The organism is Microcella sp. (assembly GCF_051860105.1).
Lineage (GTDB): Bacteria > Actinomycetota > Actinomycetes > Actinomycetales > Microbacteriaceae > Microcella.
On record NZ_JBHYEO010000009.1, the window covers coordinates 90,666 to 111,727 of the forward strand.

General features: G+C 71.1%; 19 protein-coding genes. 7 read left to right on the top strand and 12 right to left on the bottom strand.

The features are described from left to right. Window positions 1–25 precede the first annotated feature (25 nt). The 5 genes from ACTIE9_RS07175 to ACTIE9_RS07195 are packed head-to-tail and all read right to left on the bottom strand — an operon-like array spanning window position 26 to window position 6,917. The gene (locus ACTIE9_RS07175) at window positions 26–2,872 is read right to left on the bottom strand and encodes an FAD-binding and (Fe-S)-binding domain-containing protein (RefSeq protein ID WP_439564894.1); all 2,847 of its coding nucleotides are present in this window, start codon (window positions 2,870–2,872) and stop codon (window positions 26–28) included. Between the two features lie 7 nt (window positions 2,873–2,879). Next, entirely contained in the window at window positions 2,880–3,890 is a 1,011-nt protein-coding gene (locus ACTIE9_RS07180; RefSeq protein WP_439564916.1) for a sugar phosphate isomerase/epimerase family protein, read from the bottom strand. Further along, window positions 3,890–5,062, bottom strand: coding sequence for a Gfo/Idh/MocA family protein (locus ACTIE9_RS07185; protein WP_439564895.1), 1,173 nt, complete (start codon window positions 5,060–5,062; stop codon window positions 3,890–3,892). Before ACTIE9_RS07185 ends, ACTIE9_RS07180 begins: the two co-directional genes overlap by 1 nt. Continuing rightward, entirely contained in the window at window positions 5,059–6,168 is a 1,110-nt protein-coding gene (locus ACTIE9_RS07190; RefSeq protein WP_439564896.1) for a Gfo/Idh/MocA family protein, read from the bottom strand. The genes ACTIE9_RS07185 and ACTIE9_RS07190 overlap by 4 nt, the downstream gene beginning before the upstream one ends. Then, window positions 6,165–6,917 carry a sugar phosphate isomerase/epimerase family protein gene (locus ACTIE9_RS07195; protein ID WP_439564897.1) on the bottom strand — a complete coding sequence of 251 codons (753 nt, stop codon included), beginning with the start codon at window positions 6,915–6,917 and terminating at the stop codon, window positions 6,165–6,167. The genes ACTIE9_RS07190 and ACTIE9_RS07195 overlap by 4 nt, the downstream gene beginning before the upstream one ends. A 109-nt stretch (window positions 6,918–7,026) precedes the next feature. Between ACTIE9_RS07195 and ACTIE9_RS07200 the strand changes: the two genes are divergently transcribed. From ACTIE9_RS07200 to ACTIE9_RS07210, 3 genes are read left to right on the top strand one after another with little or no spacing between them, the layout of a single operon-like run. Continuing rightward, window positions 7,027–8,178 (top strand): acyl-CoA dehydrogenase family protein, encoded by a 1,152-nt coding sequence (locus tag ACTIE9_RS07200; protein WP_439564898.1) that lies wholly within the window; start codon window positions 7,027–7,029, stop codon window positions 8,176–8,178. Beyond that, entirely contained in the window at window positions 8,175–9,029 is an 855-nt protein-coding gene (locus ACTIE9_RS07205) for an alpha/beta fold hydrolase (protein ID WP_439564899.1), read from the top strand. The genes ACTIE9_RS07200 and ACTIE9_RS07205 overlap by 4 nt, the downstream gene beginning before the upstream one ends. Window positions 9,030–9,054: 25 nt before the next feature. Beyond that, a complete protein-coding gene (locus ACTIE9_RS07210; RefSeq protein WP_439564900.1) occupies window positions 9,055–10,452 on the top strand; it encodes an amino acid permease in 1,398 nt (465 codons plus the stop codon). Between the two features lies 1 nt (window position 10,453). Here ACTIE9_RS07210 and ACTIE9_RS07215 read toward each other — a convergent pair whose 3' ends face one another. The 6 genes from ACTIE9_RS07215 to ACTIE9_RS07240 form a co-directional block, all read right to left on the bottom strand. Continuing rightward, window positions 10,454–11,107: an alpha/beta hydrolase gene (locus tag ACTIE9_RS07215; protein ID WP_439564901.1), complete on the bottom strand. Its 654-nt coding sequence runs from the start codon at window positions 11,105–11,107 to the stop codon at window positions 10,454–10,456. A 10-nt stretch (window positions 11,108–11,117) separates the two neighbouring features. Continuing rightward, window positions 11,118–12,131 (bottom strand): serine hydrolase domain-containing protein, encoded by a 1,014-nt coding sequence (locus ACTIE9_RS07220; protein WP_439564902.1) that lies wholly within the window; start codon window positions 12,129–12,131, stop codon window positions 11,118–11,120. A gap of 11 nt (window positions 12,132–12,142) precedes the next feature. Next, a complete protein-coding gene (locus ACTIE9_RS07225) occupies window positions 12,143–13,066 on the bottom strand; it encodes an LLM class F420-dependent oxidoreductase (protein WP_439564903.1) in 924 nt (307 codons plus the stop codon). 29 nt (window positions 13,067–13,095) lie between these two features. Next, window positions 13,096–14,394 (bottom strand): MFS transporter, encoded by a 1,299-nt coding sequence (locus ACTIE9_RS07230; RefSeq protein ID WP_439564904.1) that lies wholly within the window; start codon window positions 14,392–14,394, stop codon window positions 13,096–13,098. A 181-nt stretch (window positions 14,395–14,575) separates the two neighbouring features. Continuing rightward, window positions 14,576–15,808 (bottom strand): alpha-hydroxy acid oxidase, encoded by a 1,233-nt coding sequence (locus tag ACTIE9_RS07235; RefSeq protein ID WP_439564905.1) that lies wholly within the window; start codon window positions 15,806–15,808, stop codon window positions 14,576–14,578. Window positions 15,809–15,884: 76 nt separating this feature from the next. Next, window positions 15,885–16,619 (bottom strand): GntR family transcriptional regulator, encoded by a 735-nt coding sequence (locus ACTIE9_RS07240; protein ID WP_439564906.1) that lies wholly within the window; start codon window positions 16,617–16,619, stop codon window positions 15,885–15,887. Between the two features lie 101 nt (window positions 16,620–16,720). Here ACTIE9_RS07240 and ACTIE9_RS07245 point away from each other — a divergent pair, with 101 nt between their 5' ends. Together ACTIE9_RS07245 and ACTIE9_RS07250 are read left to right on the top strand one after the other, a co-directional pair. Continuing rightward, window positions 16,721–17,563, top strand: coding sequence for an aldo/keto reductase (locus tag ACTIE9_RS07245; protein WP_439564907.1), 843 nt, complete (start codon window positions 16,721–16,723; stop codon window positions 17,561–17,563). A gap of 85 nt (window positions 17,564–17,648) precedes the next feature. Beyond that, on the top strand, window positions 17,649–18,317 hold the full coding sequence (locus ACTIE9_RS07250) for a FadR/GntR family transcriptional regulator (RefSeq protein WP_439564908.1): 669 nt from the start codon (window positions 17,649–17,651) through the stop codon (window positions 18,315–18,317). 4 nt (window positions 18,318–18,321) lie between these two features. Here ACTIE9_RS07250 and ACTIE9_RS07255 read toward each other — a convergent pair whose 3' ends face one another. After that, on the bottom strand, window positions 18,322–19,626 hold the full coding sequence (locus ACTIE9_RS07255; RefSeq protein ID WP_439564909.1) for an enolase C-terminal domain-like protein: 1,305 nt from the start codon (window positions 19,624–19,626) through the stop codon (window positions 18,322–18,324). Between the two features lie 326 nt (window positions 19,627–19,952). On the opposite strand from ACTIE9_RS07255, the gene ACTIE9_RS07260 reads away from it, so the two are divergent. After that, window positions 19,953–20,447, top strand: coding sequence for an extracellular solute-binding protein (locus tag ACTIE9_RS07260; RefSeq protein ID WP_439564910.1), 495 nt, complete (start codon window positions 19,953–19,955; stop codon window positions 20,445–20,447). A 40-nt stretch (window positions 20,448–20,487) separates the two neighbouring features. Then, window positions 20,488–21,062, top strand: a 575-nt coding sequence (locus tag ACTIE9_RS07265; protein WP_439564911.1) for an extracellular solute-binding protein, incomplete at its 3' end; no start/stop codon positions are given.

A 21,062-nucleotide genomic window follows, 5' to 3' on the forward strand; every position in this document is an offset into this window, starting at 1 on the left:
TCGGCGTCATCGCGAACGAATCACCTCATCGCGCGGCCGACGCGGGGCGGGTCGCGCGCTCGAGCAGCTCGAGCACGTGGCGATAGGGCAGGCCCGTCGCGCGGCTCATGCCGAGCTCGCACGTGCGGTTGGCGCTCACGGCGTGGTCGAAGTCTCCCCCCTCGCGCTGGAGGCGGGCGAGGTCGGCGACCTCGTCGGCCGTGGCCGCCGCCGTGAGCTCGGGGTGCAGCATGCCGCGGTCGCCGGCGAAGGCGCAGCATCCCCACGCCTCGGGCACGACCGCCTCGTCGGCGACGGCGCGCGAGATTGCGACGAGCGCGTCGGTCGCACCGAGCTCCTGCGTCGAGCAGGTCGGATGCACGGCCACCCGCCCCTGCCGCCGCAGCACCTCCAGCCGGGGCAGCAGGGTCTCGGCGGCGAAGGTCACGGCGTCGATCACGCGACCCGAGGGGCCGGCCAGCAGCCCTGCGAAGCCCTCGGTGCACGACGCCGCGTCGCTGATGATCGGCAGCCCGGCCGCCGAGGGGCCCAGCGCCTCCACGGCGTCGTGCACGCGGTCGCGCATCGAGGCATAGCCGGCGGTGTGACCTTTCGACTTCCAGGGGGTGCCGCAGCAGAGGCTGTCGATGCCCTCCGGCACGAGCAGCGTGACGCCGGCGCGCTCGCACAGGGCGAGCAGCGCGGCCGTCGCGCCGGCGGTGTCGGAGTCGGCCCCCGCGGAGTCGGCACCTTCCGGCCCGAACATCGTGCCGACGCACGCGGGCAGGTAGATCGCGGCGTAGGAGGGCGGCGCGACGGGCGAGGCGACGCGAACGGCGGAGGAGGTGTCGAGCAGGCGCGAGCGGCGAGCCCCGCCGCGGGGGAGGCCGGCCTCGTAGCGCGGCACGACATCGGTGCCGAGCACCGCGCGGGCGGCCGAGCTCGCTGCGCGCACGAGGGGCGTCGGCAGGGCATCCGCGACGGTCAGGGCGGCGGAGGCGGTGCGGGTCGTGGCATCCCAGCGGTCGGCGGCGGCGTTCCAGACTCGGCGGCCCGGCGTGCGGGTCTCGGAGCGCAGGCGGCGCACGAGGTCGCCGGTGTTGATCGACACGGGGCAGGCGATGCCGCACAGGCCATCGACCGCGCAGGTCTGCACGCTCTCGTAGGGTTCGTCGACGAGCAGCGCCTCGACGAGCGCATCGTCGCCGCGGGCCTCGGCGGCGGCGAGCTCGCGGCGCACGACGATGCGCTGCCGCGGGGTCAGCGTCAGCGTGCGACTCGGGCACGTGGGCTCGCAGTAGCCGCACTCGACGCAGCGATCGACCTCGGCCTCGACAGTGGGCGTCGTCTTGAGGTGCTGCAGGTGAGCATGCGGGTCATCGGTGATGATGACGCCCGGGTTGAGCACGCCCGCCGGGTCGCACAGCCGCTTGAGCGCGCGCATCACCTCGGTGAGCTCGGCGCCGTACTGCCGCTCGACGAACGGCGCCATGATGCGGCCCGTGCCGTGCTCGGCTTTGAGCGTGCCACCGTGCGCGAGCACGAGCTCGACGATCTCTTCCGTCACGGTGGCGTAGCGCGTGACGCCCTCGGGGGTGTCGAAGCGCTCGGTGAGCAAGAAGTGGATGTTGCCGTCTTTCGCGTGCCCGAAGATCACGGCGTTCTCGTAGCCGTGCCGCTCGAACATCGCCTCGAGCGCTTCGCACGTCGGCAGCAGATGTGCGACGGGCACGGCGATGTCTTCCAGCAGCGCAGTCGTTCCACTCGGGCGTGCTTCGGCGACCGCCGGGTAGAGGCCCTTCCGCACGTGCCACAGCGCGGCGCGGGCGGCGGGCTCGCGCGAGAACGCGAACTCGGCGGCGAGCGGCAGACCGGCGATGGCGCGGTCGGCGGCGGCGAGGCCGAGCGCGAGGTCAGCATCCGTCGCCGCGTGCACCTCGACGAGCAGGGCCGCATGCCGGTCGATCGTGAGAGCGGTGATCGCCTCCGGCGCGTCGGAGAGGGTCTGCGCGACGCGCAGCGAGGTGGCGTCCATGAGCTCGATCGTCGCCAGCCCCGCGTCGACGAGCGCGGGCAGAGCGGCGGTCGCCGCCGCCAGGGTCGGCAAGACGAGCAGCCCCGTCGCGACGAGCGGCGCGACCGGCACGGTGCGGAACACGGCCTCGCCCACCCAGCCGAGCGTGCCCTCGCTGCCGATCATGAGGCGCACGAGCAGGTCGATGGGCCGCTCGTGGTCGAGCAGGGCGTTGAGGCCGTAGCCCATCGTGTTCTTCATCGCGAATAGGCGCCGGATGCTCGCCACCGACTCCCCGTCGGCCAGCACCCGCGCCCGCAGGGCCGACAGCCCGGCCCAGAGTTCAGGAGCGGCGAGCCGCAACTGCTCATCCGCGTCGCTGGATGCGGAATCGATCGTCGCCCCGCTCGCGAGCACGAGCGTCATCGACTCGAGCGTGCGGTAGGTGTTCTGCTCGGTGCCGCACGCCATGCCGCTCGAGTTGTTGGCGATGATCCCGCCGATCGTGCAGGCGATCTCGCTCGCCGGGTCGGGGCCGAGGCGGCGGCCGTGCCGCGCGAGTCGAGCGTTGACCTGGCGCACGGTCGCGCCGGGCTGCACGCGCACGCGCTCGCCGCCGTCGAGCACCTCGATGCCGCGGAACGCCGCGCGCGTGTCGACGAGCAGCTGGTCGGTGACGCCCTGCCCCGACAGGCTCGTGCCGCCTGATCGGAAGGTGAGCGGTCGGCCGGAGCGCGTCGCCTCGGCGAGCAGCTCGGCGACCTGAGCGATCGAGGTCGGTGTCGCGACGGTGTGCGGGCGCAGCAGGTAGTGGCTCGCGTCGTGCGCCATCGCGACGAGGTCGATCGCGCGCTGCGAGGTCGGTGCGGCGGCGATCACGGCGCGATCAGCTCTGGTTCGAGAAGGCGGCGTCGAACGACTGCTCGGGGAGATCCCACAGCAGCGAGCGCACGAACTGCACGGCCTCCGCAGCGCCGTGCAGTCGGCTCATGCCGGCGTCCTCCCACTCGATCGAGATCGGGCCGGTGAAGCCGATCGACCGCAGGGCGCGGAACGAGTCCTCCCACGGCACGTCGCCCCGCCCGGTCGAGACGAAGTCCCAGCCGCGGCGCGGGTCGCCCCAGGCGAGGTGCGATCCCATGACGCCGGCGCGGCCGTCGCGCGGCCGCAGCCGCGTGTCTTTGCAGTCGACGTGGTAGATGCGGTCGGCGAACTCGACGATGAAGCCGACGGGGTCGATTCCCTGCCACATCATGTGAGACGGGTCCCAGTTGAAGCCGAAGGCCTCGCGGTGGCCGATGGCCTCGAGCGCGCGGCGGCTCGTCCAGTAGTCGTAGGCGATCTCGCCGGGGTGCACCTCGTGGGCGAAGCGCACGCCCTCGCTGTCGAAGACGTCGAGGATGGGGTTCCAGCGGCGGGCGAAGTCGTCGTAGCCCTCGTCGATCCTCGACGCCGGTACGGGCGGGAACATGGCGACGTACTGCCAGATGCTCGAGCCCGTGAAGCCGACGACGGTGTCGACGCCGAGGCGGCGGGCGGCGCGCGCGGCGTACTGCAGCTCGGTGGCGGCGCGCTGGCGCACGCCCTCGGCCTCGCCGTCGCCCCACACCCGGCTCGAGAGGATCGCCTGGTGCCGGAAGTCGATGGGGTCGTCGCACACGGCCTGACCGGCGAGGTGGTGCGAGATCGCGTGCACCTGCAGCCCGTGGCGGTCGAGGATCGCGCGCCGGTCGGCGAGGTAGGCATCGTCTTCGACGATGCGCTGCACGTCGAGGTGCTCGCCCGAGGCGGCGATCTCGAGGCCGTCGTAGCCCCAGCCCGCGGCGAGCTCGGCGACCTCCTCGAGCGTCAGGTCGGCCCACTGGCCGGTGAACAGGGTGACGGGGTGCGTGCTCATCATGACTCCTTCGTCGGGGTGATGGCGGGCGGCAGGTCGACCCAGGCGCCGGAGCGCGCCGAGTCGAGCACTGCCTCGGTCAGGTGCGCGGCGCGCAGGCCGTCGGCGAACACGGGCAATCCCTCGACCGCCGCGCCCTCCGCGATCGAGCGGGCCGTGTCGGCGACGAACGCCGTGAACGCGTCCTGGTATCCGAGCGGATGCCCGGCCGGGAGCGTGCTCAACCGCGCGGCGTCGCCCTGCAGCTCGTCGGGGTTGCGCAGCTGCAGCAGGCTCTCGCGCCGCCGGCCGATCCACAGCTCCTCCGGGCGCTCTTGCTCGAAGCGCAGGCTCTCGCCGTCGCCGTGCAGCTCGAGCACGAGCCCGTTCTTGCGGCCGGGCGCCACCTGCGACACGAGCAGGCTGACGAGGGCGCCGCCCTGCAGCTCGGCGAGCATCCCGACCAGGTCTTCGGTCTCGACAGCGTGGCCGCCGCGCTCGGGGTGTACCGTGCGCGTGCGCGCGACGAGCCGGGTGATGCGCTCGCCCGCGATGAACTCGAGCAGGTCGCACAGGTGGCTGCCGATGTCGGCGAAGGCCCGCGACGCGCCGCCCTGGCCGGCGTCGACGCGCCAGTTGTCGTCGTCGGCGGCGAGCAGCCAGTCTTGCAAGTAGGCGCCCTGCACCGAGAGCAGGCGGCCGGTCTCGCCGCGCGCGATGCGCTCGCGGGCGGCACGCACCATGGGGTGGAACCGGTAGACGAAGGGCACGGCCGCGATGAGGCCGGTGCCGGATGCCCGGGTCGCGAGCGCGGAGGCGTCAGCGGCGGTCGTCGCGAGGGGCTTCTCGCACACGACGTGCCGACCGGAGTCGAGCGCGCGGGTGGCGAGCGCGGCGTGCGTCGCGTTGGGGGTGAGCACGTGCACGAGCGTCACGGCCTCGTCGGCGAGCAGCTCGTCGACGTCGGCGTAGGCGCGGGCGATGCCGAGGCGCTCGGCGGCGCGGGCGGCGCTCGCGGGCGACGACGACGCGACCCCGACGATCGGGATGCCCGCGGCGCGCAGCGCGTGCGCGTGCACCTGGCCCATAAAGCCGCCGCCAATAATGGCGGCGGCGACAGAAGATACAGGGCCGCCGCCCAGGACCTCGGCCGGGGAGGCTGTGCCGCCGCCGACCGCAGCGCCGTCACTCATAGCGTCGCCCCCCACGGGTCGAAGTCGTCGGGCATCGCGGGTGCGGGCGTCGCGGTGGTCGTGAGCGTGATCGGCTCGCCCGAGGCGGCCGACTCTTCGGTGCTCTGCATGATGTCGAGCACGTGCAGGGCGAGCTCGCCGCTCGCGCGCTCCGGCACGCCCGCGCTGATCGCGCGCGCGAGCTCGACCACGCCGAGGCCGCGCGTCATGCCGTGGCCCGTCGTCTCGTGCCGCTCGGGCTCATCGTCGGGCATCATGCCGGCGCGCCAGATGGTGATGTCGCCGTCGAACATGTTCGGGTCGGGCAGCACGAGCGTGCCCTCGGTGCCCGTGATCTCGACGACGCCGACCCGCGGGCGTGGCGACTCGAAGCTGAAGGTGCTCTGCGCCACCTGCCCGGCCGCCATCTCGTAGAGGGCGGCGACATTGGTCGGCACCTCGACGGGGAAGCGCGTGCCGGCCTTGGGGCCCGAGCCGATGACGCGTTCGGTGCGCGCGCGGGTTCCGCGAGCATCCACGCGGGCGATCGGGCCCAGCAGCTGCACGAGGGTCGTCAGGTAGTAGGGCCCCATGTCGAACAGCGGCCCGCCGCCGCGGGCGTAGAGGAACTCGGGGCTCGGGTGCCAGGTCTCGGGGCCCGACACCTGGAACATCGTGAGCGCGCTCACGGGCTCGCCGATCGCACCCTGCTCGAGCAGGCGCCGCGCGGTCTGCACGCCGGGGCCGAGCACGGTGTCGGGCGCGCACGCGACCCGCAGGCCGCGCTCGGTCGCGAGGGCGAGCAGGCGCTGCCCTTCGGCGCGATCGAGAGCGAAGGGCTTCTCCGTCCAGACGTGCTTGCCCGCCTCGACGCAGGCGGTCGCGCCGCTCGCGTGCACGGCCGGGATCGTCAGGTTGAGCACGATGTCGATGTCGTCGCGCGCGAGCAGCTCGTCGACCGAGCCCGCGCCCGCGACGTCGTACTCGTCGGCGCGCGCACGGGCCCGGTCGAGGTCGAGGTCGGCGATCATGCGCACGGTGACATCGGATGCCCGGCTGAGGTTGTCGAGGTATTGCGTGCTGATCACGCCGGCGCCGATGACGCCCACGCCCACGGGCCCGCTCATCGCCCGGCCTCCTCGGCGACGAGCGCGGCGACGAAACCGGCCGAGGCGGCGATGGCCTCCCAGCCCTCGCCCGGCACGATGTCGAACTCGACGACGGGGCGGGCCTGCGGCGCGGCGGCGAGCACGGCGGCGAGCGGCACCGAGCCGAGGCCCGCGGGCACCTGGGCGCCGACCCCGTCCGCGGGGTCGCCGTCTTTCACGTGCACGGCGACGAGCCGGTCGCCGAGCGCGGTCGCGATCGCGGCTCCGTCGACACCCGCGACGGCTGCCCAGTAGGCGTCGAGCTCGAACACGACGCTCGGATCGGTGAGCTCAGCGAGCAGCAGCAGGGGGGCGAGGCCGTCGATGCTGCCGCGCAGCTCGGCGTCGTGGTTGTGGTAGCCGACCGTGATGCCGTGCGGGGCGGCCAGGGCGGCCGCGGCGGTGAGTTCGGCGGCGACGGCGGCGATCGAGGCGCGGTCGGCGAAGCGCGCGGGGTCTTGGTAGGGCTCGATGATCGTGCGCACGCCGAGGGCGTTCGCGGCGGTGATCGTCTCGGCGGGGTGCGCGAGAAGCGATCCGTGCGCCGTGGGGGCGGCCAAGCCGTGGGCGGTGATGGCGGCGCGCACGGCCTCCGGCACGTCGGGCAGCCCGAAGGGCTCGACGGCCGTGAAGCCCAGCTCGGCGATCGCCGCGATGGTGCCCTCGGGGTCGGCGGCGAGCCGATCGCGAACGGTGTAGAGCTGCACTGACATATCGGGTCGCGTCATCGGGTCCTCCGGGGTTCACCGGGCCAGACCGCCCGGAGCTCAATCATATGATGTAAGGCTCCACGTACCTGAGGGCATTGATCACGAACGCCCGAGTAGCGTGGGCACCGTGGACGATTCGAGCGTACTGACACCGGCACTGCTCGCGCGCATCCGCGAGCGGGCCCCGGGCTATGACGAGCGCAATGAGTTCTTCGCCGACGATCTCGACGAGTTGCGCGCCGCCGGCTATCTGACGCCGCGCAGCCTGAGCACCGCATCCGCCGACCAGCGCCTGCTCGCCGCCCATGCGCCCGCCACCGCGCTGGGTCTCACGATGCACCTGGTCTGGATGGGCGTGGCACGCGATCTCGCGGCCACCGGCGACGACAGCCTCGCCTGGGTGCTCGACGAGGCGCAGCGGGGTGAGCTGTTCGCGTTCGCGATCAGCGAGGCCGGTAACGACCGCGTCATGAGCGACTCGTTGACCCGCGTCGAGCGGGTCGCGCTCGACGGCGGCACGGGCGGGTGGGCCTTCACCGGCACGAAGATCTTCACGACCCTCTCGCCCGCGTGGACGCGGCTCGGCGTGCTCGGGCGGCACGACCCGCCCGATGGCTCGCCGCCCCAGATCGTGCACGGGTTCCTCACTCGCGAGGCCGGCGGCGACACCCCCGGTGTGACGATCACCCCCGATTGGAACACCCTCGGCATGCGCGCCACGCAGAGCCACACGACACGGCTCGACGGCGCGGTGGTGACCGACGATCGGGTGGCGCACATCCTGCCGGTCGGCCCCAGCGGCGACGTCTACACGCTCGCGATCGCCGCCAACTTCCACACCCTCATCGCGAGCGTCTACGCCGGCCTCGCCGACCGCGCGCTCGAGCTGGCCGTCGACAGCGCGCGGCGCCGCACGAGCCTCCGATCGGGCGGGTCGCCCCAGGCGCTCGACCCCGACATTCGCTGGCGCATCGCGTATGCCGCGCTCGCCCTCGACGCGCTGGCCCCGCAACTGCAGGCGGTCGCCCGCGATCGCGACCAGGGTGTCGATCGCGGTGCGCGGTGGTTCCGCGACCTGGCGGGCCTCAAGCACCGCAGCGTCGAGACGGCGCGGCACGTGGTCGACCAGTCGATGCGCATCGCGGGCGGCGGAGCCTACCGCTGGTCGGCCGAGCTGAGCCGGCTGCAGCGCGACGTGCTCGCCGGCATCTACCACCCGAGCGACACCGAGGCCGTGCACGCCACCGTCGCGGCCGACCTGCTCGGGCCCCTGTCATGACCGAGGTGCACGAGTTCGACCTCACGCTGCCCGACGGGCGCACGCTGCACGGTTACGAGTGTGACGGCGATGGCGTGCCCGTCATGTGGCACCACGGCACGCCCAACGTCGGCACACCCCCGAAGCCCCTCTTCGCGCTCGCCGCCGAGCTCGGCCTGCGCTGGGTGTCGTTCGACCGCCCGGGCTACGGCGGCTCGACCGCGCACCCGGGTCGCACGGTCGCGAGCGTGGCGGCCGACGCCGCGGCGCTCGCCGATGCGCTCGATTTCGACCGCTTCGCCGTCGTCGGGCACTCCGGCGGCGGGCCGCACGCGCTCGCGTGCGCCGCACGGCAACCCGCGCGCGTCATCGCCGCCGTGAGCCTCGGCGGCCTCGCGCCGTTCGACGCCGAGGGTCTCGACTGGTTCGCGGGCATGGGGCCGACGAGCCACGCCTCGTTACGCGCCGCGGCCGCGGGCATCGAGGGCAAGCGGGCGCACGAGCAGGAGCATGCCGACGCCCCGATCGACTTCACCGCCGGCGACTGGACGGCGCTGAGCGGACCGTGGGGCTGGCTCGGCGAGGTCGCCGCGGCGGGCATGGCCTCGGGGCTCGACGCCCTCATCGACGACGACCTCGCCTACGTCACGCCGTGGGGGGTCGACCTCGGCGCGATCATCGCTCCCGTGCTGCTCGCCCACGGTGTCGATGACCACGTCGTGCCCGCGAGCCACGCAGCGTGGCTCGCCGCGCACCTCTCGACGGCCGAGCATTGGCAGCTGCCGGGTGAGAGCCACATCTCGGCGCTCGCCGCCGAGCAGCACGGCGCCGACGACGCGCTGCGCTGGCTCGCCGAGCACGTGCGGCGGTAGCACGCCGCAGGAGTAGTGTCGCGGCGTGCCCCTCCTGCGCTCGCGCGCCGTGCTCTTCCTCGCCTTCGCCTTCGCGGTCATGGCCGACCCCGTGTCGTCGGTGGCCTACGCGGTCGAGGCGGCCCTGCACGCCCTGGGCGGCCGCCTCGACCTGCTCGTCGCCACGATGGGGCTCGTCGTCGCGATCATCGCGCTCGTCGTCGTCAACTACCGCGCGCTCATCGCCCGCTACCCGGAGGGCGGGGGCGCCTCGGCGGCGGTCGGTGAGGCGTTCGGCGACGGCTGGTCGTTCGTGCCCGTCGGCGCGCTCGTCGTCGACTTCGTGCTGACGATCGCCATCAGCGTCTCGGCCGCCGCCTCGGCCGTCATCGCCTACGTTCCGGCGCTCGAGCCCTGGCGTCTGCTCATCGCCCTCGTGCTCGTGGCACTCGTAGCGGGGCTGTGCTGGTTCGGTCACCTGGGGCGCATCGTGTTCGCCCTCATGACCGTCGTCTTCGTCGGCGTCGCGGCGGCCGTGCTCATCTTCAGTGCGTTCGCCGCCCCGCTCGACGCGACCCCCGCATCCATCAGCACCGCCGCCGACCCGGGCATGCTCGCGGGACTCGTCGCGGTCGTTCTCGCCTTCCCCGTCGCCATGGCGCTCGCGACGGGCGTCGAGGCGCCGTCGACGGCGATCGCCCAGCTCGGCGAGCTCGGCGACGACGGCCGGCGCCGCTTCGGCCAGCTGACCCTGTGGCTCACGCTCGGCATCGTCGGGGTCATCACGCTCGGGCTCGCCACCCAGGCGGCGCGGCTCGGCGTCGGGCTGCCCGACGACGGATCGACCCTCATCGCCGACTTCGCCCGGCACGTCGCGCCCGCCCCGGTGTTCGCGCTGTTCCAGCTGATGACCGCGCTGCTGCTGCTCGCCGCGGCGAGCTCGTCGTTCCAAGCCGGGCCGGGGCTGCTCAAGGCACTCGCCGTGCATCCGGGCCAGGCGCATGCCGTCGGAATCCTGCCGGCCGCCTTCGGTCGCGTCAACAGCCGGCACACGCCCTACTGGGGTCTCGTGCTCTTCGCGGCCCTCGCCATGGCGGTCGTCGCCGCTGCCGGAGCCGACGACCAGCGGCTCGTGCTGTTCTACGCCGTCGCCGTGTTCCTCAGCTTCCTGTCGGGCCTGCTCGCGATGACCCGATTCACCCGCCTTGCCGGGCAGCGCAAGCGCTTCGCGCTCAACGTGTTCGGCTCGGTCGTCGTCGCCTTCACCCTCGTCGTCAACCTCGCGCGGGGCTGGCCGCTCGTGAGCCTCGTGGCCGCCGTGCTCATCGCGGGCGCGCTGAGGATGCTGTGGGTGCGTGCCGGGCGCCCGGAGGGCATCCGATCGATCGCGTCGCTCGCCGAGAAGGCCGAAGCCGAGACGGCCGCGATCACGCCCGATCAGTAGGTCAGTCGACCCAGCCGAGCTCGCGCAGCCACTCGGCGCAGTCACGCGTCCAGTGCGCGGCGATTCCGGCGTGCTCGCCGCCCTCGATTCCCGTCACGAGCCCGAGGCCGTGGCGGCCGCGCGGGTACACGTGCAGTGCGTGCGGAACGCCGTGCCGGGCGAGCGCCTGGGCGAGACGGTACGGATGCTCGAGCGGCACCGACTCGTCCTCCGCCGTGTGCCACACGAAGGTCGGGGGCATGCGCGGCGTGACGAGGCGCTCGAGCGAGGTCGCGGCGCGCGCCCACGGGGTCGCCCAGCGCCCGAGCAGCTCGCGCCGCGAGCCCCCGTGCGTCGGCGTGAGCATCGACACGACCGGGTAGCACAGCACGGCCGCATCGACGAGGCCGAGCGCGGCGGCATGGCCCGCGAGGTGACCACCGGCCGAGAAGCCCAGGATGCCTAGCCGTTCGACGCCCGCGGCGCGCAGCTCGGCCACGCGCATCCGCACCGCATCGATCGGGCCGGGGTGGCGCGTGCGCACGGGGTAGTCGAGCACGCTCGCGTCGAGGCCGAGCGACCGCAGCCAGTCGGCGACGGGCTCACCCTCGTGGTCGGCGCGGAAGGCGTAGCCGCCGCCGGGCAGCACGATGACGTGCGGGCGCGCTGTGGTCATCGGCCCGTGCTCATCGGCCGGAGAACGCGGCGTTCAGCAGCTCGTCGATGTCGACGCCGACGTCGGGCTCGCCCGTGTCGAGGCGGTTGGTGAGCAGCACCACGCACCGACCGGTGTGGCGCGACACCCAGAACTGCGAGCGGCACCAGCCCTCGTGGCCGAAGGTGCTGTGGTCGAGCAGGCTGGGGCGGTGGGGCAGGTTGAAGCCGATGCCGAAGTCTTCCGGGTGCCGGGCCCGGTTCGGGTCGATGACGGGCAGGCCGCTCGTGCGCGGCCGCAGCATCGCCTCGAGCGTGACGCGGTGCACGACGGCGTCGTCGCCCGCGATGAGCGAGCGGCCGAGCGCGAGCAGGTCGGAGGCCCGGGCGGCGGCGCCCGCCGCGGGGTGCCGCAGCGCGCGCAGCCCGGCGACATCGTGCTCGTAGCGCTCGGCGCCGTGCACGTGGTGCACATCGTCGGTGTCGAACGAGAGGCCTTCGGCGCCGATCGCTGCGGCGAGGTCGGCGAACTCCTCCTCGAACGCGCGGCCCGTGGCGTGCTCGATGAGCGCCGTCACTCCCGCCCAGGTGATGTTCGTGTAGCGGCGGGCCGTGCCCGGGGCGAAGTCGAGCGGAGCCCGCTCGATGCCCTCACGCAGCGTCGTCGCATAGCCGTGGGTGCGGGTCGAGCCGCCGCCCTCGACCGTCAGCTCGGCGACACCGGAGGTGTGGCTCGTGAGGTGCGCGAGGGTGACCTCGGGGCTGGCGAAGCCCGGCAGGGCGCGCTGCAACGGGGTCTCAGTCGTGAGCAGCCCGCGCTCGACGGCGCGCATCGCCGTGAGGGCGACGAGCGGTTTCGTCACCGAGTAGAGGGCGAAGCGGTCGTCGACGTGGGCGGTGCGACCGCTGACCGGGTCGGTGCCGAACGCGGCCACATCGACGACGCCGTTCACGTCGACGATGCCGAGCACGGCGACGGGCAGGCGGCCCGCCTCGACGTGACGGCGGGTCCAGTCGGCGGCGGCGCCGAACGCGGTGGGGGTCATGGATGCTCCAGTCACGTCAGGTGCGGCAGCACGTCGGCCGCGATGAGGTCGAGGTGCTCGAGGTCGGTCATGTCGACCGTCTGCAGGTAGACCCGGTCGACGCCGAGCTCGCGCAGCGCCCCGAGCCGGTCGACGACCTCGGCCGGGGTGCCGACAAGGCGCTCGCCGTGGTCGCTCGCAGGGTCGATGCCGACCGCCTCGCAACGGCGCGCGATCTCGGCGGCGTCGCGTCCGACCACGGTGGGCCACGCCGCCGAGTAGGTCAGCGTCGCCGGATCGCGCTCCTCTTCGACGCACACCGCGCGCACGTTGGCGAGCACCTCGGCGAAGCCCTCGAGCGTGCGGAACCCGATGTTGAACTCGGTCGCGTACCGCGCGGCGAGCTGGGGCGTCTTGCGCGGTCCGCCGCCTCCCACGATGACGGGCATGCGCTCCTGCACGATCTTCGGCAGGGCGGGCACGTCGACGAGCCGGTAGTGGTCGCCCTCGAACGAGTAGGTGGCGCCGTCGGGGGTGGCCCAGTAGCCGGTCACGATGGCGAGCTGCTCCTCGAGCATCCCGAACCGCTTGTCGGGGAAGGGGATGCCGAAGGCCTCGTGCTCGCGCGCGTACCAGCCGGTGCCGAGGCCGAACTCGACGCGGCCGTGCGACATCTGGTCGACCTGCGCCACCTGCACGGCGAGGATGCCGGGGTGCCGATGCGTCGCCGAGCTGACGAGGGTGCCGAGGCGGATCGTGCTGGTCTCGCGCGCGAGGCCGGCGAGGGTGGTCCAGGCGTCGGTCGGGCCGGGCAGACCGTCGCCCTCGCCCATGATCAGGTAGTGGTCGCTGCGGAACCAGGCGTGGAAGCCCAGGGCCTCGGCGCGCTGCGCGTGCGCGACGATCGTGTCGTAGCTCGCGCCCTGCTGGGGCTCGGTGAAGATGCAGTACTGCATTGCTCGAGCCTATTCGGCCGGTTCAGGTGCTACCGCTCACTCGGCGTGATCTGCGATCGGCCGACGATCGATACAAGCGACTCGCCGCGCTTCAGCCGCACCTGCAGTCGCAGTGAGCCCGAGCGCGCGATCAGCATGCCGATGATGATGGCGGCGACCGCGGGCACGGTTCCCGAGATGATCAGCGCCGTCGACGGCCCGAGCACCTCGGCGACGCCGCCCATGAGCGGCCCGCCCAGCGCTTGCCCGCCGACCATGATGATCACATAGAAGGACATCACGCGACCTCGGATGCCCGGGTTGCAGCTGAGCTGCACGAGCGAGTCGGCCATGATCGCGTAGACGAGCCGAGCGAGACCGACGCCCACCAGCAGGGCGAGGAACGCGCCGTACCAGGGGGCGAGCCCGGCGAGCGCTTGAAGAACCCCGTAGACGAGCATCGCGGCGACGATCGTTCGCAGGCGGAGGGTGCGCATCCGGGTCGAGACAAGCGCGCCGGTGAGCGCGCCGATCGCGACGAGCGAGCTGTAGAGGCCGTATCCGGTCGAGCCCGATTCGTAGACCTCGTTGGCCATGCCGGTGAGGATCACCGGCAGAGACATGCCGAAGACGGCGACGAACATGAGCATGATCATGGGCCACACGATCGTCGGCTTCGAGCGGGCGTAACGCAGCGCCTGACGGATCTGACCGCTCTGTCGCGGCTGCACGGGGATGACGCGCAATTCATCACTGCGCAGGCTCGCGAGAGTAATGACCACCACGAGGGCGGCCAGAGCGTTCACGCCGATCGCCCACCCTGAGCCCGCCAGTGCGATGATGACGCCACTGACCGCGGGCCCGACGAAGCCACCGAAGTGAAAGACCGAGGCGTTGAGGCTGATGGCGTTCTGCAGCAGCTTCGGCTCGACCATCTCACTCACGAGCACGACGCGCGCGGGGCTCTCGACGACGAAGACGCAGCCGATGATCACTGAGATCACATACACGTGCCACAGCTCGACCACTCCGGTCAGGGCGAGCGTCGCGAGTAGCGCGCTCAGCACCCCGAACACCGCGTAGACACCCATGAGCAGCGTGCGCTTCGAGAAGCGGTCGGCGATGACGCCCCCGTAGGGCCCGAGCAGCAGCATCGGCCCCCACTGCAAGAAGACCGTCAGACCGACCGCGGCGATGTTGCCGGTGATCTCGAGCACGAGCCAGTCGGTGGCGATGCGCTGCATCCACCCCGCGGTGTGGGCGAGCAGCTGCGAGGCCTGGAACCGCCGGTAGTTGCGCACCTGCAGCGACGAGAACGAGTCGCGCAGACGAGGGTTTCCCCGATGCACCGGTATCGGTTCGGTGGGCGGGAATGCGGGAGCTACGGGGTTGGACACAGTGCCTTCATGAGGGGCGACGGACGCGCGGCGCGCGTCGCCGGCACGGCTCCAGCCTATGCCTCCGATCGCCGAAGAGCCCCGCCGCGAAGACCACCACGCCTCGCGACGGGGCTCAGCCCGCGGGTGACGATCAGCCGCGCGGCACCAGCCGCTGCAGCTGCGTCACGTGGCCCGGCTCGAGCTCGTCGAGCGAGCGCACGCCGAGAAGCTTCATCGTGCGGGTGATCTCGCCGCGGAGGATCTCGATGGCGCGGTCGACGCCCTCGCGCCCGCCGGCCATGAGGCCGTAGAGGTAGGCGCGGCCGATGAGCGTGAAGCGCGCGCCGAGAGCGATGCTCGCCACGATGTCGGCGCCCGACATGATGCCCGTGTCGAGGTGCACCTCGGTGTCCCTCCCGACCTCGCGCACGACCTCGGGCAGCAAGTGGAAGGGGATCGGTGCGCGGTCAAGCTGCCGACCGCCGTGGTTCGAGAGGGTGATGCCGTCGACGCCGAGCGCGGTGAGCCGCTTCGCGTCGTCGACCGTCTGCACGCCCTTGACGACGAGCTTGCCGGGCCACTGCTCCTTGATCCATTTCAGGTCGTCGTAGGTGACCGTGGGATCGAACATGGCGTCGAGCAGCTCGCCCACCGTGCCGTTCCAGCTCGAGAGGCTCGCGAAGGCGAGGGGCTCGGTGGTCAGGAAGTCCCACCACCACCACGGGCGAGGGATCGCGTTGACGATCGTGCCGACCGTGAGCGCCGGCGGAATCGAGAAGCCGTTGCGCTTGTCGCGCAGGCGCGCGCCCGCGACGGGTACATCAACCGTGACGAGCAGCGTGTCGTAGCCCGCGGTCGCCGCGCGTTCGACGAGCTGCATCGAGCGCTCGCGGTCTTTCCACATGTAGAGCTGGAACCAGTTGAGGCCCTCGGGCGCCGCATCGCGCACGCCCTCGATGCTCGTCGTGCCCATCGTCGACAGCGCAAACGGGATGCCCGCCGCCGCCGCTGCCGTCGCCCCCGCCACCTCGCCCTCGGTGTGCATCATGCGGGTGAAACCGGTCGGCGCAATGCCGAAAGGCATGGCGACTCGTGAGCCGAGAACGTCCCACCCGGTATCAACGTGGCTCACGTCGCGCAGGATCGCGGGGTGGAACTCGATGTCGCTGAACGCCTGCCGCGCGCGGGCGAGACTCAGCTCGCCCTCGGCCGCCCCCTCGGTGTAGTCGAACGGCGCCTTCGGGGTGCGGCGCTGCGCGATCGCCCGCAGGTCGTGGATGGTGAGCGCGCCCTGGAGGCGGCGCTTCTTCGCGTTGAGCTCGGGCGTCTTGAACCGCATGAGCGGCGCGAGCTCTTTGGGGCGGGGGAAGCGGCGTTTCACCATGGTCGGTTCCTCGTTCTGCGGTCGGTCGTGTCACAAATCACGGAGTTTCGGGGTGTGTGGCACTGCACGGCGCGGGTCATGGGGTCGCTCCGGGCGAGACTTCCGTGATGTGTGACGCACGCGCGTCGTAGCGGGCGAGCAGGCGGTCGCGCGCGCCCTCGATGTGGGCGCGCGTGAGGGCGCCCGCGCGCTCGGGGTCGCCCGCGGCGACGGCGTCGAGAATGCCCTGGTGCTGGGCGACGACGTCGTCGAGGGCGAGCAGCCGATGCGCTTGCACCTGCCCCGTGCACAGTTCGATCTCGCCCATGAGCAAAGCGTGCAGTCGTGCGAGCCGGGGGGAGCGCTGCGCTTCGACGAGGGCGCGGTGAAAGGCGATGTCGGCGCGGGCGAGAGCCGGGGGAACCTCCGTACCCGGGGCCGAGGAGCGGGCCGCGGCCGCGGCGTCAGTGAGCATCCGCTGCGCCGCGATGGCCGCGATGGGCACGACGCCGTCGGCGGCGAGGGTGCGCAGCGCGGCCTCTTCGACGATGGCGCGGTTGGCGTAGAGGTCGACGATGTCGTCGCGGCTCAGCTCGGGCACGCGCGCGGTCTTGTGCGCCTCGCGCCGCAGCAGGCCCTCGGCCACGAGCCGCTCGAGCGCGACTTTGGCGGTCGGGCGCGCGACGCCGAAGCGGTCGGCGATGGCCTGCTCGGTCACGGCGGTTCCGGGCGCTTCGCGCTGGCTCAGGATGCTCTCGCGCAGCGCTTCGTACACCGCATCGGGCACCCGGGTCACGGCGAGGGCGCCACTGCACATGTCGGCGTTGACCATATCGGTGACAGTACCAGATTGTTATACAAGTACACGAGAGGCGGTTCTGTTGTACAGCGTGGAGTGTGGCCCCGGTGAGGCGACCCCCTACGCTCGAGAGCGTGACCCCCGTGCTCGATCGACCCGGCGTCGTGCTCGGCATCGCCGCCCTCGTGCTCAACGAGGGCGCGACCGACGAGAACGCCCGTGCCGTCATCGCGGCGGCCGTCGACGCGGGCGCGGTCGCGCTCGACACGGCACGCGCCTACGCCCGGCTCGACGACGACGGAGTGGGGGAGTGCCTCGCCGCCGCGGGTCGCGAGCTCCGCCCCGGCCTGCCGATCATCACCAAGGCCGGCCACTACCGGGCGGGGGCGTCGGCCTGGCACTCCGACGGCAGCGTCGACCGGATGCGCGCCGACGCCGCCCGCAGCGTCGAGCTGCTCGGCGCTCCCCTCGACCTCCTCCTGCTGCACCGTGCCGATCGCGTCGACGACCTCGAGGAGTCGGTGACGGTGCTCGCCGCCCTTCGGGAGGAGGGGCTCGCGCGCGCCGTCGGGCTGTCGAACGCTTCGATCGAGCTCATCGACCGCGCTCTCGCGGTGGCTCCCATCGATGCGGTGCAGAACCGGCTGGGTCTGGCGGTCGACTCGTTCGCCGAGTACCACCACTGCCGCGACGCCGGCATCGACTTCTTCGGCTACGCGCCGTTCGGGGGCCCGCGGGCGGCGCCGCTCGCGACCCGGGTGCCGCACGTGGCCGCTCTGGCGACGCAGCGCGGCGCCTCGGTGCACCGACTCACTCTCGCCGCGGTTCTCGACGTGCTCCCCGGCTACTGGCCGGTCATCGGCTCGACTCGGGCGGATTCGGCGCGCGACGCGATCGCGGCCACGGGCGAGTCGGTCGACGACGAGCTCAGGCAGGCGCTGCTCGGCGACCTCGCCTCGCGCGGCGTTCCGGTTTAACTGGCGGGGCCGGCGCCCCTCGCGCGCGCTCATCGGGGCACGGCTCTCTGCCCGGTGTTCCTGTCACCCTTGGTAGATTCAGGACGTGGCCGTCACCGATGAAGCGATCGACAAGATCAAGGAGATGATCGTGTCGGGCCAGTTTCCTTCCGGCTCACGGTTGCCCCCCGAGAAAGACCTCGGTGAGGCACTCGGACTGTCTCGCAGTTCACTCCGCGAAGCGGTCAAGGCGCTCGAGGTGATGCGGGTGCTCGACGTGCGGCGCGGAGACGGAACTTACGTCACGAGTCTTGAGCCGTCGATACTTCACGAGGCCATGTCGTTCGTCGTGGACCTTCACCGCGATGACACTTTGGTGCAGATCTTCGCGGTCAGACGGCTGCTCGAGCCCCCGACCGCCGCGCTCGCCGCTCGTCATGCGCGAGATGCCGACTTCGCTACCATGCGGCGGCTGCTCTCGGTGTCGGACGAGTCGAGCATCGAGCAGCTCGTCGAACATGATGTCGAGTTCCACCACGCGATCGCGGCGTCGACGGGCAACGCCTATCTCGCGAGCCTTCTCGATTCGTTGTCGAGCCAGACGGTGCGCGCGCGAGTGTGGCGGGGAATTACGGACGGCGGGTCGGTCATGCGAACGATCGATGAGCACGAGCGGATTCTTGATGCTCTCGTGTCACGGGATTCTGAGCTAGCGGAGGCCCTGATGCTTGCCCATGTGTCGGGGGTCGAGCGGTGGCTCCACACTGCTCGGTGACCACTCACCCTTCGGTGGTGGCGACACGCAGTTCTCGCCACGCGTACTGATGGAGTGTCGACGCTCTCATCTCGGTGCTGGCCCCCGGTGACATCGGAGCGAGGTACCGCCCTCTCACGACTCGGGTAGGGCTGACGAAGTGCTCGTGCAGGTGGTCGACGTATTCGATCATGCGGCCCGTCGCATCACCGCTGACCGCGACGAAGTCGAACATAGCCAAATGCTGAACCGCCTCACAGAGACCCACGCCGCCCGCGTGCGGGCAGATGGGTAAGCCGTACTTGGCTGCGAGCAGGATGATGGCGATGTTCTCGTTGACGCCGCCGACTCGAGCGGCGTCGATCTGCACGACGTGCATCCCGCCCGCCTGAATGAACTGCTTGAACATCACTCGGTTGTGTGCGTGCTCACCGGTGGCGATACGAATTGGATGCACGCCGCGAGCAATCGCGGCGTGCCCGAGCACGTCGTCGGGGCTTGTGGGCTCCTCCACCCAAGCCAGATCGAACTCCTCCAGGGCGGTGATCCATTCGATCGCGGTGTCGACATCCCAGCGTTGATTGGCGTCGATCGCGAGAGGAAAACCGTCGCCGCAGACTTCCCGGGCGATCGCCAGGCGCCGCCGATCGTCGTCAACGTTGCTCCCAACCTTGAGCTTGATCTGCGGGTAGCCCTCGGCGATGGCTTCGGCACAGAGTCGCGCCAACTTCTCGTCCGAGTATCCGAGCCACCCGGGGCTGGTGGTGTAGGCGGGGTATCCGTCGACGAGCAGTGCTTCTTCTCGCTGCCCACGGCTGGGCACGGCACGCGTGAGGATCTCGACCGCTTCTGATCGGGTGAGGGCGTCGGTGAGATATCGGAAGTCAATAAGATCGGCGATCTCCTCAGGCGACAATCGAGACAGGAGCTGCCAGAGAGGCAGACCCGCGCGTTTTGCTTTGAGGTCCCAGAGCGCATTGATGACAGCACCGGCGGCCATGTGGATGACGCCCTTCTCCGGCCCCAGCCACCGCAGCTGGGAGTCGCTGTTGAGGAGGCTCCAGGTTGCCCCCATGTCTGCGAGGAGCGCCTCGACGTCACGGCCTAGCACGCACTGCGCGACGGCCTCGATCGCCATCACCTGAACATCATTACCGCGACCAATGGTGAAGGCGAAGGCATGACCCTCGAGCTCATCGCCGGAGTCGGTGCTGATGACCACGTAGGCCGCCGAGTAGTCCGGATCGGGATTCATGGCGTCGGATCCGTCGAGGTCTGCTGAGGTGGGGAATCGAATGTCTGCCGTGCGCACAGACGTGATGACGCTCATCGTGACCCTCTCCCATGACCGGCATACATCAGATCGGATTTCCTTTGCTCGAAGGGCCTGGGCATTGCTGATTCCCCCGGGGAGGGAGGCCCGAGCACGCTCGGTGGCGCGACGATCGTCGAGAGCGCCGCGCCCGGTGGACAAGACATAGGATGTCTGTCGCTTCCTCGTGAGTCAAGTGCGCCCTACTCATGAGTGGGGCGGCTCTTGACAGCGATTTATCATCGGATGTTTCATTGCACGCACGATATGTCTGACGTCATGTGTCGGCGCAGATCACCAGCAGGCAACGTTCCCCCGCCGTTGCACATACAAGGAGGTAAGGAATGATCACTCGCAATCACAGGAGGAAGGCCGCGGCGTCGTTCACCGGCATTGCCATGATGGCGGTCGTCATAACGGGGTGTACTGCAGGAGGGGGCGCTGGCTCGGGTTCTGGCGAGCCGCTCACGATAACGTTCCTCACCGGCAGCGTCCAGCAGAACACCGAGGCAGCGGCCGTTCTCGCTGCTGCTTTCGAGGCGGAGAACCCGGACGTTCGAGTGCGAACGGATACCGTCCCGGATGGCGTCGAGGGTGAGAACTTCATCAAGACGAGCCTCTCGACAGGAACCTCCGCGGAGGTCTTCCAGGCGAACTCCGGTTCATTCGTTCTGGCGCTCCAGCCGGATGCCACTCTCCTGGACCTCTCGGATGAGCCCTGGGCTGCCGATGTCACTGACGACTTCAAGGAGTCCGTCAGCACGAGCCAAGGCATGTACGGAGCGCCGATTGGGGCCTCCTTCGCTGGCGGAATCCTCTACAACATCAAGGCTCTATGAGCAGCTGGGTCTCGAGGTGCCCCAAACCTGGACCGAGTTCATGGCGAACAATGAGGTGATCAAGGCCGCAGTCATTGTGCCCGTCGTTCAGACGTACGGCGCTACGTGGACCAGCCAGATCTTCGTGCTTGCCGACTTCGCGAACGTGACCGCGCAAGACCCGACATGGGCGCAGCGGTACATCGCGAATGACGCGAAGTATGTCGATCAGCCCGCCCTGACCGGCTTCGAACACCTGCAGGAGACGTTCGAGGCGGGATACTTCAACGAGGATTTCGCCTCGGCGACACTTGAGCGCGGCTTGAGCATGCTGGCCACCGGCGAGGCCGCGCACTACCCCATGTTGACGGCTTTGATTGCGACTGCTCAGCAGAACAACCCTGATACGGCAGACGACATCGGCTACTTCGCCATGCCTGCCGACGATGCTGCGAACACCAGTGCGACCATTTGCCAGCCACAGGCGTTGTTCATTGCGAAGTCGGCCACCGGTGAGAAGCTCGACGCCGCCAAGCGTTTCGTTGCCTTCGTCAACAGCCCGGCTGGGTGCGAGATTCAGAGCGCGGGGGGGGGGGGGGGGGGGGGGGGGGGGGGGGGGGGGGGGGGGGGGGGGGG

What these genes read in the sequence shown, in the direction of transcription:
- ACTIE9_RS07180 (WP_439564916.1), bottom strand. Translation starts at nt 3,890, where the DNA reads ATGAGCACGCACCCCGTCACCCTGTTCACCGGCCAGTGGGCCGACCTG.
- ACTIE9_RS07185 (WP_439564895.1), bottom strand. Translation starts at nt 5,062, where the DNA reads ATGAGTGACGGCGCTGCGGTCGGCGGCGGCACAGCCTCCCCGGCCGAG.
- ACTIE9_RS07190 (WP_439564896.1), bottom strand. Translation starts at nt 6,168, where the DNA reads ATGAGCGGGCCCGTGGGCGTGGGCGTCATCGGCGCCGGCGTGATCAGC.
- ACTIE9_RS07195 (WP_439564897.1), bottom strand. Translation starts at nt 6,917, where the DNA reads ATGACGCGACCCGATATGTCAGTGCAGCTCTACACCGTTCGCGATCGG.
- ACTIE9_RS07205 (WP_439564899.1), top strand. Translation starts at nt 8,175, where the DNA reads ATGACCGAGGTGCACGAGTTCGACCTCACGCTGCCCGACGGGCGCACG.
- ACTIE9_RS07215 (WP_439564901.1), bottom strand. Translation starts at nt 11,107, where the DNA reads ATGACCACAGCGCGCCCGCACGTCATCGTGCTGCCCGGCGGCGGCTAC.
- ACTIE9_RS07220 (WP_439564902.1), bottom strand. Translation starts at nt 12,131, where the DNA reads ATGACCCCCACCGCGTTCGGCGCCGCCGCCGACTGGACCCGCCGTCAC.
- ACTIE9_RS07225 (WP_439564903.1), bottom strand. Translation starts at nt 13,066, where the DNA reads ATGCAGTACTGCATCTTCACCGAGCCCCAGCAGGGCGCGAGCTACGAC.
- ACTIE9_RS07235 (WP_439564905.1), bottom strand. Translation starts at nt 15,808, where the DNA reads ATGGTGAAACGCCGCTTCCCCCGCCCCAAAGAGCTCGCGCCGCTCATG.
- ACTIE9_RS07240 (WP_439564906.1), bottom strand. Translation starts at nt 16,619, where the DNA reads ATGGTCAACGCCGACATGTGCAGTGGCGCCCTCGCCGTGACCCGGGTG.
- ACTIE9_RS07255 (WP_439564909.1), bottom strand. Translation starts at nt 19,626, where the DNA reads ATGAGCGTCATCACGTCTGTGCGCACGGCAGACATTCGATTCCCCACC.
- ACTIE9_RS07260 (WP_439564910.1), top strand. Translation starts at nt 19,953, where the DNA reads ATGATCACTCGCAATCACAGGAGGAAGGCCGCGGCGTCGTTCACCGGC.